The organism is Acinetobacter lwoffii, from assembly GCF_049367455.1.
GTDB lineage: Bacteria > Pseudomonadota > Gammaproteobacteria > Pseudomonadales > Moraxellaceae > Acinetobacter > Acinetobacter lwoffii_W.
In genome coordinates this window covers 1,292,008-1,306,620 of record NZ_JBMPXW010000001.1, presented here as the reverse complement: position 1 = coordinate 1,306,620, position 14,613 = coordinate 1,292,008, and the positions used below count along the sequence as shown (strand labels likewise).

Annotated in this window: 10 protein-coding genes; 5 read left to right on the top strand and 5 right to left on the bottom strand. The window is 47.1% G+C overall.

Annotated features, from left to right (window positions below):
* Positions 1–46 precede the first annotated feature (46 nt).
* The 3 genes from ACO1B7_RS06265 to msuE all read right to left on the bottom strand — a co-directional run bounded on the left by ACO1B7_RS06265 (position 47) and on the right by msuE (position 3,477).
* On the bottom strand, positions 47–1,456 hold the full coding sequence (locus ACO1B7_RS06265) for a cryptochrome/photolyase family protein (RefSeq protein WP_423089925.1): 1,410 nt from the start codon (positions 1,454–1,456) through the stop codon (positions 47–49).
* A gap of 147 nt (positions 1,457–1,603) precedes the next feature.
* Positions 1,604–2,716: a dimethylsulfone monooxygenase SfnG gene (gene sfnG, locus ACO1B7_RS06260; RefSeq protein ID WP_423089924.1), complete on the bottom strand. Its 1,113-nt coding sequence runs from the start codon at positions 2,714–2,716 to the stop codon at positions 1,604–1,606.
* Positions 2,717–2,742: 26 nt separating this feature from the next.
* The gene (msuE, locus tag ACO1B7_RS06255) at positions 2,743–3,477 is read right to left on the bottom strand and encodes an FMN reductase (RefSeq protein ID WP_423089923.1); all 735 of its coding nucleotides are present in this window, start codon (positions 3,475–3,477) and stop codon (positions 2,743–2,745) included.
* A gap of 377 nt (positions 3,478–3,854) precedes the next feature.
* Between msuE and ACO1B7_RS06250 the strand changes: the two genes are divergently transcribed.
* Positions 3,855–4,505, top strand: a complete 651-nt coding sequence (locus ACO1B7_RS06250; protein WP_004281370.1) for a response regulator — start codon at positions 3,855–3,857, stop codon at positions 4,503–4,505.
* An 89-nt stretch (positions 4,506–4,594) separates the two neighbouring features.
* On the opposite strand, the gene ACO1B7_RS06245 is transcribed toward ACO1B7_RS06250, so the two are convergent.
* Both ACO1B7_RS06245 and ACO1B7_RS06240 read right to left on the bottom strand, forming a co-directional pair.
* Positions 4,595–5,356: a hypothetical protein gene (locus tag ACO1B7_RS06245; protein WP_004281371.1), complete on the bottom strand. Its 762-nt coding sequence runs from the start codon at positions 5,354–5,356 to the stop codon at positions 4,595–4,597.
* A gap of 410 nt (positions 5,357–5,766) precedes the next feature.
* Positions 5,767–9,258, bottom strand: coding sequence for a hybrid sensor histidine kinase/response regulator (locus ACO1B7_RS06240; protein WP_253172847.1), 3,492 nt, complete (start codon positions 9,256–9,258; stop codon positions 5,767–5,769).
* A 182-nt stretch (positions 9,259–9,440) separates the two neighbouring features.
* On the opposite strand from ACO1B7_RS06240, the gene ACO1B7_RS06235 reads away from it, so the two are divergent.
* The 4 genes from ACO1B7_RS06235 to ACO1B7_RS06220 all read left to right on the top strand — a co-directional run bounded on the left by ACO1B7_RS06235 (position 9,441) and on the right by ACO1B7_RS06220 (position 14,586).
* Positions 9,441–9,773: a DUF485 domain-containing protein gene (locus ACO1B7_RS06235; RefSeq protein ID WP_086044221.1), complete on the top strand. Its 333-nt coding sequence runs from the start codon at positions 9,441–9,443 to the stop codon at positions 9,771–9,773.
* A 1-nt stretch (position 9,774) separates the two neighbouring features.
* The gene (locus ACO1B7_RS06230) at positions 9,775–11,481 is read left to right on the top strand and encodes a cation acetate symporter (protein ID WP_153566901.1); all 1,707 of its coding nucleotides are present in this window, start codon (positions 9,775–9,777) and stop codon (positions 11,479–11,481) included.
* A 245-nt stretch (positions 11,482–11,726) separates the two neighbouring features.
* Positions 11,727–12,443, top strand: a complete 717-nt coding sequence (locus tag ACO1B7_RS06225; RefSeq protein WP_153566902.1) for an ion channel — start codon at positions 11,727–11,729, stop codon at positions 12,441–12,443.
* A gap of 172 nt (positions 12,444–12,615) precedes the next feature.
* A complete protein-coding gene (locus ACO1B7_RS06220) occupies positions 12,616–14,586 on the top strand; it encodes a BCCT family transporter (RefSeq protein WP_153566903.1) in 1,971 nt (656 codons plus the stop codon).
* Positions 14,587–14,613 lie beyond the last annotated feature (27 nt).

Here is a 14,613-nt window from a genome sequence, read left to right as displayed (position 1 = left end):
GCCTCTTTAACGGAGGCTGTTTTATTCGAGATGAACAAGTTTGGTTTTAAATTTGCTTAAACGCTTCAATCGCTCTTACACGAGAGGCTTTCAAATCCACAATTGGTTTTGGATAATCCAGTTCAAGATCTGGATTTTTGGCATAGGGGTCATGAATGCTTTTGGCATCCAGATGCGCCAGTTCCGGCACCCAGCGGCGAATATAATCCCCATTCGGATCAAACTTCTGTGACTGGCTGACCGGATTAAAAATCCGGAAATAGGGCACGGCATCCATGCCGGTCGAAGCACACCATTGCCAGCCGCCATTGTTCGCTGCCAGATCACCATCAATCAGCTGTTGCATGAACCAGCTTTCTCCTAGACGCCAGTCTATCAGCAGGTTTTTACATATAAACATCGCAGTAATCATGCGCACCCGGTTATGCATCCAGCCAGTGACTCGCATTTGCCGCATACCGGCATCGACAATCGGAATCCCGGTTTGTCCGTGCTGCCAGGCAGCCAGATCTTCAGGTGCATTGCGCCACTGGATGTTATCGGTATTTTCCTTAAAAGGCCGATGCTTGGCTACACGGGGAAAATCAAACAGGGTATGCAGATAAAACTCGCGCCATAGTAGTTCATCCAGCCAGGTCTGCTGACCGATATCATCAATCTGGAAATATCCGTCCTTAAATAGGGTCTGCATACATTGACGGATTGAGAGGATGCCTATATTCAGATACGGTGACAGGCGGCTGGTGCCATCGACTGCAGGTAGATCTCGCTCGATTTTATAGTGAGCCATTTTCTCCTCGACAAAATCATCGAGCAGCTCAAAGGCAGCTTGATCCTGCGCAGGCCAGAGCGGGGCAGCATGATCGACCTCATAATCAGCCGCAAATTTTTGCAGATCAAATCTGGTCAGCTGGTCTGGTAATTCAAACGGATCTTGAGGCTGAATGGCAGGATAGCAGCCCGGTATATTCTGAATCAGTCGCTCATAGCATTTTTTCTTAAAGGCACTATAGACCTGATAAGGCTGATTGGACTGATTGCGGATACTGGTCAGTGGAAACAGGCTGCGATCATGATACAGCTCAACCCGGGTCTGCTGCTGTTCCAGTATCTGCTGTACCTGAGCGTCACGTTGCAGTTCATTCACGCCCACCTCAATATTGGCATGTAGCGTATCAATCTGCATTTTTTGGCACAGACTTAAAATTTCGGCCGGCAGGTCTTGCCATAAGGGAACATTTAAAATGATTAATGGAATATTCAGCTGCGTTAACTGCTGCTTTAAGATGTCGAGGCGGCGTAGATAAAAATCAATTTTTATCCAGGCATCCTGATGCAGCTTCCATTGTTCGGGAGAGAGAACCACCAGTGCTATACAGGTGCCTTGCTGGGTGGCATGCCAGAGCGCGGCATGATCATGAATGCGGAGGTCTTGACGAAACCAGATTAGTTGCATTGTTAAAATTCTTGGAAAGTCGTTAGTGCAGAATTTTAAGGAATTGATGGTCTTAAACCTAGCAAGACAACAATTTTATCACATAAAAAAATCCCCCAAGCCGAGCCTTGAGGGAGGGAGTGAATCTGCTGAGATTTATTGGAATACTTATACGGGCTCAGCTTCTTCTTGCTGCACCGGCGTTGCCTGTTGTGCTTCAAGCTCACGAACCAAAGGCAGTACCTTCTGGCCAAAATATTCGACTTCTTCAATAAAGTGCAAGAAGCCTGACAGAATCAAGTCGACGCCCACTTTTTTCAGTTCGATAATCCGTTCAGCAATCTGCTGCGGTGTCCCGATCAGATTGGTGCGGAACCCGTCATTGTATTGCACCAGATCTTCAAAAGTGGATTTGGCCCAATTGCCTTCACCTTCCTGACTTGCTGCGCCGGCTTCACGAGTGGCTTCATCAAAGGATTTCACCGCCTGCACATTGGCCTTGCTAATGATTTCCTGCAATACAGCCTGGGCTTCTTCTTCGCTATCGCGTGCAATCACAAAGGCATTTACACCAATTTTCACCGAGTGGTTGTTGGCCTTGGCTTTTTCACGAATATCATCGATCTGTTTTTTCAGCTCTTCCTGGGTATTGCCATTGGTGAAGTACCAGTCAGACACACGCGAAGCCATATCACGTGCTGCCCGGGAACTGCCGCCCTGAAAGATTTCAATATGTGGTTTTTGTAGCGGTTTTGGACTCAGGGTATAGTCTTTGAATTGATAATATTTACCCTCAAAATTAAAATTATTCTGGGTCCAAACCCCTTTCAGGCTACGGATAAACACTTCCGAACGGGCATAACGCTCGTCATGTTCCGGCCATTCTTCACCAATGGCATCAAACTCACCGCGGAACCAGCCACTCACTACATTGATCGCAATCCGGCCATTGCTCAGATGGTCAATCGTCGCCAGTTGTTTGGCAGCCAGTGCCGGCTTCCATGGACCCGGTAGAATCGCGGCAATGACTTTCAGGCGTTCAGTTTTGGCCAGAATGCCATGACTGAAGCTCACTGATTCATGCTGGTTTTCTGCGTTATAGCCGGCAATAAAACGAATCTGGGTCAGGGCATAGTCAAAGCCTGCCTGTTCAGCGGTTTGTGCCAGACGCACGTTATAGTCATAGCTCCAGTCGGTGCGCTGATCGATGTTACTGACCACCAAACCACCGCTGACATTCGGTACCCCATAGGCAAATACGATATTTTTATCATTCGACATATTCATCACCCTCTGCAATGCTGTGTTCAAGCCACTTGAGTCTTTGGTGCTTTCTTGCTGTGCAAGCGCGATTCTGCGGCATCCAGGCTCGGCACGGCTGCTGAAGGCAGCACTTCTTCCTGTTCGATCTGCTTGTTAATGCCCAGATTTTGACTCGCTTGAATGGTTTTTTCTTTAATGATTTCAGCACGTTGTCCCTTGGCCGGCGCCCATTCAAGAATCGGCAATGCACGCGCCACAGCCAGGGTAATCCGGTCGCGTAGCAATTCGCTATGAATAGTATATGCAGGGGTGAAATCGCGGTCAGTGGCATAGACGCCAATCGGTAAAGTCTGTGCCTGAAAGAAGCTGAATAAGGGACGCAGTTGATGTTCAAGCACCAGCGCATGACGGTCACTGCCACCAGAAGCCGCCAGTAATACCGGAACATCGACCAGCGCCGTTTGCTCGACAAAGTCAAAGAAATGCTTGAACAGGCCGGTAAATGAAGCGCGGTATACAGGAGTGCCAACAATCAGCGCATCTGCGGCTTCTACTGCTGCCAGGTCATCCTGAACGCGTTGCGGCAACTGATTGCGGTAAATCGCGCCGCCCAAGAGCGAACCAATTTCGCTAAATTTAATGAAATGCACATTGATTGGTGTCGCTTCTCCAAGCTCATCCAGAATGGCCTGAACCAAGGCTTCGGTTTTTGAAGGATGATTTAAACCGCCAGATACGGCCACAATATTTAAAGGTTTTTGCGCATTAAAATTAGACATATTTAGAACCTGAAAAATAGGGATAATCTCGGAATGACCCTATTAATCCCGATTCAGCGAAGGGCTGTAAAATAACGAAAAGCTGAAAAGTTATCTGATTTTGCGATATACGACAAAGGCTCGATTCTTAAGGAGGTTTTTATATGTAAGTAAATGATATTTATATTTATATTGAATAAAGATAAGCTTTTTCAGTGAGGAATAAGTGATATATAAAAAAGTGATGAGAATTAAACAATTATTGCAATAGTGCAAAAATGGGCAATTTTGAAGAAAAACTGCATATTATTTTAAAAATTGTAGTGTCTTGCATATCCTTAACCGGGTTGTGTGGTTAGAATAGGGGCTACCGTGCCAAGATCTCTCTCACGTTGCCTATGAATATTTTAATCGTTGATGATCATCCACTATTTCGTCATGCCTTGATTCAAGCTGTACGTTATAGCCTGCCACAAGCCCAGATTCATGAAACTGCGGCAGTCAATGAATTTTATGAACGTCTAGAAAATGGCCCTGAGCCTGATCTTGTGCTCTTGGATTTAAACCTGCCGGGCGCTTCCGGCTTTTCTGCCCTGGTGCATGTCCGCGCACAGTATCCGTCTTTACCGATTATTGTCGTGTCTGCGCATGAAGAAGTCAGTATCATCCAGCGTGCCATTGCACATGGGGCGATGGGCTATATTCCTAAATCTGCCCATCCAAGCCATATCGGTGAAGCGATTCGTGAAGTGCTGGAAGGTGAAATCTGGTTACCGCCAAATCTGCCAGCCAATATGAATTTTGATCCGCGTGCTGCCGATGAAACGGCTTTGGCAGAACGGATCCAGTCTTTGACGCCGCAACAATTCCGGGTATTGATGATGGTGGCTGAAGGTTTATTAAACAAGCAGATTGCTTATGAACTGGATGTGTCAGAAGCGACGATTAAAGCGCATGTGACGGCAATCTTCCGTAAACTCGGAGTACAAAACCGGACACAAGCGGTATTGGCCATTAATGCACTGAATATTGAAGACCGCAAAATGTAAGTTCTGCATAGCCGAATTGAAAAAGACCTCCTTGGAGGTCTTTTTTTATGGGTGAAATCTGAAAAATTGAGTGCAAAGGCCTGAGTCAGCTAGGCGATATAATCCTGCTTGCGGGTGAAATCATCACAAAACAATGGATTTAAGGCACATTGCAATTCGTCAATCTGCTCTTCGGTGACATAACCTTTCGATTTCAGATATTCCGCCACGCGATCATCACGCAGACTCAGGAAAGTCGCATCATATACACCCAGATCCACAAACAGTGCCGCAGTTTCCAGACTGTTAAAACGATCCAGATAAACTTCATTGTCATACATCAGGAAGACATGTTCGTCGCGCGTATTCGGATCGACATGTAAACGCTGCGCCAGCTCATGTGGGCAGGTTTTGATAAATAACAGATCAGACAGCTCATCAAATTGGCTGGTGTCCAGACAATCTTCTTCATTTTTGACTTTACCCAGCCAGGCCTTAAAGACCAGTACCGCGCCACCACGCAGCAACATGCTCCAGATCTGATGACGGGTTTTTGCTGGAAGGTCCTCTGTTTCAGCTTCTAAAGACTGAATCAGCTTGTCTTCCTGTTCAGCAATCTTTTCAAATAGTCCCAGACCTTGCGGCTTGTAGGCATAAGGTTCAAAGACATCAAAATGTAATTCATCAAAGACTTGCAGTGCCAGGGGTACTGCACTCTGATACAGCGTTTCCAGTGCCTGATACTGGGCATCATTCAGCTTGCTGTATTTAAAGATCTGTGCCCAGTCAATGCTTGGCAATAAGGCATTGGCGCCATATTGACGGTGAAACTGCTGGGTCTGATTCAGGCCCTGGTTTTGATCTATGTTCATGTGAAGAACTCCGATATGCAGAAATAGATCAGCGACCAAAAAAATTAAGGCTACATGAGATGGAAACTGATCGTTTCTTATTCCTCTATTTTTAGAGCCAAGTACAAGGGATAAAAATACGACTAAAGTTATAGTAGTGGAAAATTACTCTTTAATTTTTATTAAAAACAATAAGATAATTAATTGTAACCAAGTGTACACATGTACATTAATACATTCGTCAGTTTTTGCCATAGTGAATTAAAAAATGAGCATTTTGGTCAATTTATTCAGCTGTATTTTCGGCATATTTGCTGCTTTTAGCACATTAGAATAAATTTTATGCAAGCTAGGTAAGTTTATGTGGCAGTTGAGTATAAAAAATGCCCATTTCAGGGTGTGAAATGGGCATTGATCAGATCGTTATCTACTTAGGAGTCGGAAATTTTCAGTCCAGATAACCATGAACGTAATGATGCCGGTTTCAGTGGTTTTTTCAGCAGAACTATGTTCAACTCTTTCAGACGTTGCGGCAATTCCGGATCGGAGTCGGCGGTAATCAAGGCGACCGGAATATCCTTCGAACGATGTTCCAGAATGAAATCCAGACCGATCTTGTCCTGATTCAGATGTTGATCCACCAGCCAGACCTGAATATTTTCCTGCTGAATCAGCATGGCTGCTTGTTCAGGTTCAGTGGCTTTAAACACCTGATAACCCCATTTGGTCAATAAGGTCGACATGCCTTCCAGAATGGTTTCATCATTATCCAGACATAGAATCTTAAAGGCTTTGCTCTTTAAAGGTACGGCCTGAACCGGTACTGCGACCACTTTCGGTGCTTCGATCACAGGCACTTCAATCATAAAGCAGGAACCTTTACCCAGCGCAGAAGACACATGTACCGGATAGTCCAGCATGCTGGTCATGCGTTGTACGATCGCCAAACCTAGGCCCAGACCCTGTTCACCCCAAGGCGAGGTGTGGCCGCAACGTTCAAATTCCTGAAACAGTTTGATGCGCTGTTCTTCGGCAATGCCCGGGCCAGTATCCCAGACGCCAATACGGATATGATTCGGTCTGCTGCTCGAACGTAATACACCGACCACCACTTTACCTCTGGCAGTATAACGCAACGCATTGCTGACAAAGTTCTGGATAATGCGGCGAATCCATTGTGGATCGGTATCAATCCAGAACTGTGCATCATGCACACTGAACTTGATGCCACGTTGTGCAGCGATTGATTTGAACTGGAGTTCCAAATCGCTGAGCAGGTCATGCAGCGGATAAGCCTGACGTTTCGGCTGAATGGTCCCGCCTTCCAGTCGGGCAATATCCAGCAGGGCAGACAGCATGCTTTCTGCGCCATGCAAGGCACGATCCAGTTGCTGCAAGGTCTTACGATCTTCGTCATTTTGCACACTTTGTTCGAGTGCGGTACTGAACAAACGTGCGGCATGCATCGGCTGCAACAGGTCATGACTGGCAGCGGCAATGAAGCGGCTTTTTGACATATTGGCTTTATCTGCCTGTTCCCGTGCCAGTTGCTGCTCGGACAAGGCATCGGCGAGCTGCTGGGTACGGTCCTGAACCCGGGCTTCAAGTACGGCTTCATTTTCACGGAAAGCGGTAATGTCTGCGAAGGTCGTGACGAAACCGCCGCCTTCGATCGGATTACCGCGCATCTGAATGACGCGACCATCTTTACGAATCCGTTCAAATTCATGGGCACTGCCGACCTGCATCCAGTGAATCCGTTTCCGTACATGTTCTTCGACTGAACCTGGTCCACACTCACCACGTTCAGCGTTATAACGGATCAGATCTGCGATTGGACAGCCGACATAGACAATATCGGTCGGATAATCGAACAGTTTCAGATACTGATTGTTCCAGGCCACCAGACACATGTTTTCATCGACTACGCTGACCCCTTGGGTCATGTGATCAATCATGGTCATGATCAGGTTCTGGTTAAAACGTTGCCATTGTGAGGCCTGATCGAGAATATTAGCGACCTGACCCAGGGCCAGGCCATTATTGACCATGGCCGTGGTCAACAGGGTACGTGCCGAAGCTGCCCCGATGGTGCCGGCCAGATACTGTTCGGTAAAACGCCACCACATGCCATTGGCGCTGCTATTTTCATTCAGTTCTACACTGTTTTGGATACAAAATTGCTGAAAAGCGCGTGTGGTCGGCCCTTCACCGGTAATGCGTTTAGCTAGGGTAATCAGATCACCGACTTTTAAACGGGCGACATCCTGATGCGAATAGCTGACCTCGGTAGAAGGACTCTGCGAGGGTAGTGGCTTGGTTTCATAATAGAAGAAACTTTCGGCCTGAATCTGTTCGGCAATACTCGGACGGAAAATACGGGAAATCCAGATATACAGCAGGGTATTTAAGCCCAGTGCCCAGACTACTCCATGCGTCAGCGGATCAAAAGACTCAAAACCGATCAGGGCTTCCGGTCTTAACCAGTTCCAGCCAAAAGGACCTTGATTCAGCAGGCTTTGACTAAAGCTGCTATAGGCTTCGGGCAGGCTGCGCAAAATGGTCGGAAACAGCAGGGTATAAGCCCACAAGGCAAAACCGGTCAACAATCCGGCATATACACCCTGTTTACTGCCGCCACGCCAGTACAGGCCGCCGATCAGGGCAGGGGCGAATTGTGCCACCGCACTAAACGCCAACAGGCCAAAAACTGACAGCTGGTCAATATCATTAAAGAAGTTGAAGAACAGGAAGCCCATCAACATCACACCCAGGATACAGACCCGGCGGGTAAATTTCAGCACCAACGGCAAGCGTTTGTCATGCCGGGAAATCAGCTTTAAACGCCACAACGCCGGCATGATCAGGTCATTGCTGAGCATGATTGACAGTGCCACAGAAGACACCAGTAGCATCCCGGTAGAGGCAGAGAAACCACCCAGAAATGCCAATAAGGTTAACCAGTCCTGGTTATAGCTGAGTGGCAAAGAAAGTACCGCCACATCCGGAATCGCCAAATATTGCGGTGCCGCATGCAATGCCCAGCTGGCAATGGGAATAATCGCCAGGGTGGTCAGAATCAAGTAAACTGCGAACCAGCGCCGTGCACCGCGGATATGTTTTTCATCGCGCAGCTCAACCACCGCCACATGGAACTGGCGCGGCAGGCAAATAATCGCCAGTGCCGCCAGAAGGGTCTGAATCCAGAAACTTTGTGGCACGCCAAACAGTTGTACATCATGAAAAGTGGTACTGATATCGGTACTGATCTGTGCCAGATTCTCTGGTGCTTCAAACATAAAGAAACAGGCAACTGCCAGCAGGGCGAAGAGTTTGACAAAAGACTCAAATGCCACGGCCAGCATCAGGCCGCCATGCTGTTCGGTATTGGCAATCTGCCGGGTACCAAACATCATCGCCAGTATTGCCAGAACCCCAGTCAGAAATAGCACGCCATTGGTGGTGCCGGTTACACCTGCGGAAGGTTCTAGAATGACGGCGGCACTTAAGGCAATGGCACGTAACTGCAAGGCCAGATAGGGCACAATCGCCACTACCGCCAGAATGGTTACCAGCGAGGCGAGGGGACCACTTTTACCATAGCGTGCTGCGACAAAGTCAGCGATCGAAGAAATGGCATGATGCTGCCGCACCCGTCCCAGACGGCGCCAGATGTCATAGCCGACGGCAACGAAGAGCAGGGGACCCAGATAGATCGGCAGGAAAATAATCCCTTCACGTACCGCAGCACCCGTGGCGCCATAAAAGGTCCAGGAGGAGCAGTACACTCCTAAAGTTAAACTAAACAATAGCATGCGCCCACGGGTACTCAGCCGGCTGGCATGTTTTTCCCCGTAGAAAGCGCAGATAAAGAGTAATGCGATATAGAGGGCGAGTACCCCTATGATGAGCCAACTGTTCATATAGCCTGATGTGTACTGAGCATGCCGCTATGATAACGCATCGTGAACGCTACAGTTTAAATTGATCATTTTTTAACGACCAAAGTCTAAATTACAAACACCTACGATTATTGTTAATTTGCAACAGTGATAATTCGAATTAAAAAATAGGCAGCCCAAGGTTGGGCTACAGGAGAGTAATTATGGATGAGGTACAAGTAGATCGAATTCTACAAAATCCAAAATTCAAGGAAATGGTCCGCAAGAAAAGTACGCTCAGCTGGACGTTGACCGGCATTATGCTATTTGTCTATGTGGGTTTCATGTTGCTGGTTGGTTACAACAAAGAATTTCTACTGTCTTCAATTTCAGGTGGTGTGACCACGTGGGGTATTCCACTTGGTCTAGGTATCATTGTCCTGTCGTTTATCTTGTGTGGTGTGTATTCCTACATTGCCAATAACAAACTTGATCAATTGACTGAAGAAGCAATCCGTGAAGTCGAAGCGATTGCGCATGAAAAAGGACACCACTAAGATGAAATGGAATTCTCTTATTGCCCTGGCGACCACGATAGTGGCTTCAGGCGTTGCATTCGCTGGTCCTGATCTGGGTGCAGCAGAACAGCAGGCGACCAACTGGCACGCGATTATCATGTTTGTGGTTTTCGTCGGTGCAACACTGTTCATTACCAAATGGGCAGCGAAACAAACCACCAGCACCACAGATTTCTATACGGCCGGTGGCGGTATTTCTGGTTTCCAGAATGGCCTGGCGATTGCCGGTGACTATATGTCAGCAGCATCATTCCTGGGTATTTCCGCGATGGTGTTCCTGTCAGGCTTTGATGGCTTGCTGTATTCACTGGGCTTTATGGTCGGTTGGCCGATCGTATTGTTCCTGGTGGCAGAACGTCTGCGTAACCTGGGTAAATACAACCTGTCAGACGTAGTATCTTTCCGCTTGCAGGAAAAACCGGTACGTACCTTGGCCGCTTTAAGCTCGCTGGTTGTGGTTGCGTTTTACCTGATTGCACAGATGGTGGGTGCAGGTCAGCTGATCAAACTTCTATTCGGTCTGAACTATAACATTGCAGTCGTGATCGTTGGCTTGCTGATGATGGCCTACGTAATTTTCGGCGGTATGTTGGCGACCACTTGGGTACAGATCATCAAGGCGGTAATGTTGCTGTCTGGTGCGACCTTTATGGCATTCATGGTCATGAAAGGCGTGGGCTTCAGCTTTACCAACATGTTTGAACAGGCGATTGGTGTTTATTCAAAAGTACATGATTTAAGCCTGACAGATGCGACCAAGATCATGGGTCCGGGTAGTCTGGCGTCTAATCCGATTGATGCAATCTCTTTAGGTCTGGCATTGATGTTTGGTACAGCAGGTCTGCCACATATCCTGATGCGTTTCTTCACGGTAAAAGATGCCAAAGAAGCGCGTAAATCAGTCGTGGTTGCTACAGGCTTTATTGGTTATTTCTACCTGCTCACCTTCATCATTGGTTTCGGTGCGATTCTGTATGTATCGAACAACCCGCAATTCCTTGATGTTGCGAAAATGGCAGTGACTGGCAAGCTGGAGCTGGTCGGTGGTAATAACATGGCGGCGGTGCACCTGTCTGATGCAGTGGGCGGTGACCTGTTCATGGGCTTCATTTCTGCAGTTGCATTTGCCACGATTCTTGCAGTCGTTGCTGGTTTGACCCTGTCAGGTGCTTCAGCAATTTCGCATGACTTGTATGCCAACGTGTTGAAGAAAGGCCAAACCACGCCTGAATCTGAACTACGTATGTCTAAAATTGCGACTTTAGGTCTTGCGATCTTCGCGATGATTCTCGGGATTCTGTTCGAGAAACAAAACGTAGCCTTCATGGTCGGTCTGGCATTCTCGGTTGCGGCATGTGCCAACTTCCCGGTACTAGTATTGTCTATGTTCTGGAAAGGTTTGACGACACGTGGTGCAGTTATTGGTGGTGTTGCCGGTCTGGTAACCGCAGTAACCTTGATTGTGCTGTCTAAAGCAGTATGGGTCGATACTTTGGGTATTTCTGATACGCCAGTGAACCCGTTCAATGGTCCTGCAATCTTCGCGATGCCATTGTCATTCTTGTGCTGCTGGTTGTTCTCTGTGACGGATAATTCGGCACAGGCTCAGGCAGAACGCAAAGCCTTTGATGCCCAGTTTGTACGTTCACAAACCGGTATTGGTATCTCAGGCGCATCGGATCACTAAGATCTGCGCTACGCTAAAAAAGCCCCGTCAGGGGCTTTTTTTATGGAGATATAATCAAGCTTTCTCTTTAGCATAAACGCCGTATTGAATTGAGATGGCTGGATTTGTGCAGCGTTATTTCAGTAATTTTCATACAAATCGTATATCTGCAAGTGGCTTTGAGCATGCTATGTTAAAAGCTGTTAACAATAACAATGTATTCCCTACATGAAGATAGTAACAAGAATAGCAACAAGAAGGGCATTATGAAGCAATCTCTGCAGCAGTTCTGGAACAGCTTTACCCATTTGCCTTCGGCATGGCTGTTGTGCCTGCAATTGCTGATCTTGCTCTTGTCGGTATTGAGTTATGGAAGCATGTCTTATCGGGCGGGAACCTGGGTACTGGGTGTTCTGGTTTTGCTGGTGATTGCCAGAGTCATTCGCCAGACTCCGATGTTTACCATTTTAGGACTCAGCTTTGTCGCCGGCGCAATTCTCTTTTCCTCCCTGATTATGCTGGGACTGCGTTATACCTGGATCCATGTCACCGCCCACCTGTTTGAAGCTGGTGCTTATTTTAGTGCAGCCTATGGCCTACTGCGTTATATGTTTCATGACCGTTATCTGACCAAGGATGAACTCTTTGCCGCTGGCGCAGTATTTACCTTGCTGGCCTGGGGCTTTGCCTTCCTCTACAGTATCTGTCAGCTGCTGGTGCCGTACAGCTTTTCAGACCCCGATCTGCAAGCCTATCAACCCTGGCTGGATCTGATTTTTCTTAGTTTCAGTGTGCAATCTGCAACAGGACTGTCTGATATCATGCCGGTCAGTCCGGTCGCACGGATGCTAGCCATTATCCAGATGTTTGTCGGGGTGATGTATCTGGCGCTGATTGTATCCCGCTTAATTGCCTTGCAATATATCGCACGTCTACCGCATAAAAAGAACGTGAAAAATAGAGAAAACCCGCCTGGGCAATGAGACTCATCCTTTTATTGTATTTGTTACAGTAACTTAACGGCTTTATTTTGTGTCACATCCTAAAATAGCAGGAGATCTAGCTCCCATAGACTGAATCTGTCTGATCATTTTCACCTTACCAATAATTATTTGACGCTGTTTGTCGATCCAATTTTTAAAAAATGGAGGATGTATGCCTTCCACAAAACCATCCTGTTTTGCCAATATCAATCCAAATGTTTTTATCAGTACTGTCGCCATTATTGCGATATTTTTAGCGTTGGTCGTATTTGCACCCGATGCTTTTTCAGTTTTTACCCAGCAACTGAACCAGTGGATTACCACGTCCTTTAGCTGGTTCTATGTATTGTCGGTGGCGATATTTATCATCCTTCTGGCTTATATTGCCCTGTCGGATATGGGCAAAATCAAACTGGGGCCCGAGCATAGTCAACCGAAATATAGCAGTGCCTCCTGGTTTGCGATGTTATTCACCGCAGGCATGGGGATTGGCCTGATGTTCTTTGGTGTGGCCGAACCGGTGATGCATTATGTTACGCCACCTGCCGGTGAACCGGAAACTGTACTGGCTGCACAACAATCTATGCGGGTCACCTTTTTCCACTGGGGCTTACATGCCTGGGCCATTTATACGCTGGTTGGCCTATCGCTAGCTTATTTTGCTTACCGGCATCAATTGCCTTTAAAAATCCGTTCGGCCTTATATCCGCTGATTGGTCAAAAGATCTATGGTCCGATTGGAGATGGCGTAGATACCTTTGCCACCATTGGTACGGTATTTGGTGTGGCCACCACACTGGGTTTTGGGGTCACACAGATCAATTCAGGCTTGAATTACCTGTTTGGTGTTGAACAGGCACCTAGCACTCAGGTGATTCTGATCATTGTCGTGAGTACCATGGCAGCGACTTCCGTATTTTTTGGATTAGATAAAGGAATTAAACGTTTATCTGAACTAAATTTGGTGCTTGCACTGCTGTTGCTGATCTTTGTCTTTGTTGCAGGTCCGAGTATTTATCTGTTACAGACGACTATTCAGAATGCCGGCCAGTATGTTTCAAATCTGTTCAGTATGACCTTTAATCTGTATGCCTATCAGCCAAGTGGCTGGATTGGGGGCTGGACCATCATGTACTGGGCCTGGTGGATTTCCTGGTCGCCATTTGTTGGGATGTTTATTGCCCGGGTCTCGGAAGGGCGCAGTATTCGTGAATTTATCGTGGGTGTATTGCTGATTCCGACTGGATTTACCCTGATCTGGATGGGCTTTATGGGCAATGCCGCACTGTACAGCATTATGCATGAAGCCAATACTGGCTTATTAGAGGCAGTTCAGCGTGATTCATCAGTGGCCCTATTTGAGTTTCTGAACAATCTGCCTTTCAGCTCAGTGACCAGCATCATTGCAACTTTACTGGTCATGCTGTTCTTTGTGACTTCTGCCGATTCAGGGGCATTGGTGACTGATTATCTGACAGCGAAAAGTGATAATTCACCGACTTGGCAGCGTCTGTTCTGGACCGTACTCATGGCTTTATTAGCCATCATCCTTTTGCTGGCCGGTGGCTTAGAGGCCTTGCAATCGGCCACGATTATGAGCGCTTTGCCATTTACATTTATTATGCTGCTGATGTGTTGGGGATTAATCAAAGCCCTACATCTGGATGTCACCAAAATGCATGCACTGCAAGCCGCACGGATTACCCCGCGTGCGATCCAGAATCCACGCAGCTGGCAACAGCGCTTAGGCCTGATCATGCATTATCCGCATACTCAGGAAGAGGTGCAGCAGTATATTCACAATACGGTGAATAAGGCATTTCTCAGCTTTCAAAGTGAATTGAAACGGCGCCGATTACATGTAGCGATTAGCCCGCTAGAAGACGGTATACAGCTCCGTGTTGATCATCAGGATGAAATTAATTTTATCTATCAGGTCAATGCCACTCAGACTTTAAGTCCAAGCTTTATGGCTGAACTGGAGAATGCGGGAGTAGATTCCTATCAGGCAGAAGTCTTTTTAAGAGAAGGCGGGCAGGGCTATGATGTGATGGAATGGACGCAAGAAGATCTATTGCAGGACATCATTGACCAATATGAACGTCATTTGCACTTCTTGAGTCTGGTACGTACGCCTGAGTAAATGAAGTCATAAAACAATAAAAAAGGA

Bases quoted from the DNA above. Each gene is read 5' to 3' on its own strand.
- ACO1B7_RS06235 (WP_086044221.1), top strand. From the start codon at position 9,441: ATGGATGAGGTACAAGTAGATCGAATTCTACAAAATCCAAAATTCAAG.
- ACO1B7_RS06220 (WP_153566903.1), top strand. From the start codon at position 12,616: ATGCCTTCCACAAAACCATCCTGTTTTGCCAATATCAATCCAAATGTT.
- ACO1B7_RS06250 (WP_004281370.1), top strand. From the start codon at position 3,855: ATGAATATTTTAATCGTTGATGATCATCCACTATTTCGTCATGCCTTG.
- sfnG (WP_423089924.1), bottom strand. From the start codon at position 2,716: ATGTCGAATGATAAAAATATCGTATTTGCCTATGGGGTACCGAATGTC.
- ACO1B7_RS06245 (WP_004281371.1), bottom strand. From the start codon at position 5,356: ATGAACATAGATCAAAACCAGGGCCTGAATCAGACCCAGCAGTTTCAC.
- ACO1B7_RS06225 (WP_153566902.1), top strand. From the start codon at position 11,727: ATGAAGCAATCTCTGCAGCAGTTCTGGAACAGCTTTACCCATTTGCCT.
- msuE (WP_423089923.1), bottom strand. From the start codon at position 3,477: ATGTCTAATTTTAATGCGCAAAAACCTTTAAATATTGTGGCCGTATCT.
- ACO1B7_RS06265 (WP_423089925.1), bottom strand. From the start codon at position 1,456: ATGCAACTAATCTGGTTTCGTCAAGACCTCCGCATTCATGATCATGCC.
- ACO1B7_RS06240 (WP_253172847.1), bottom strand. From the start codon at position 9,258: ATGAACAGTTGGCTCATCATAGGGGTACTCGCCCTCTATATCGCATTA.
- ACO1B7_RS06230 (WP_153566901.1), top strand. From the start codon at position 9,775: ATGAAATGGAATTCTCTTATTGCCCTGGCGACCACGATAGTGGCTTCA.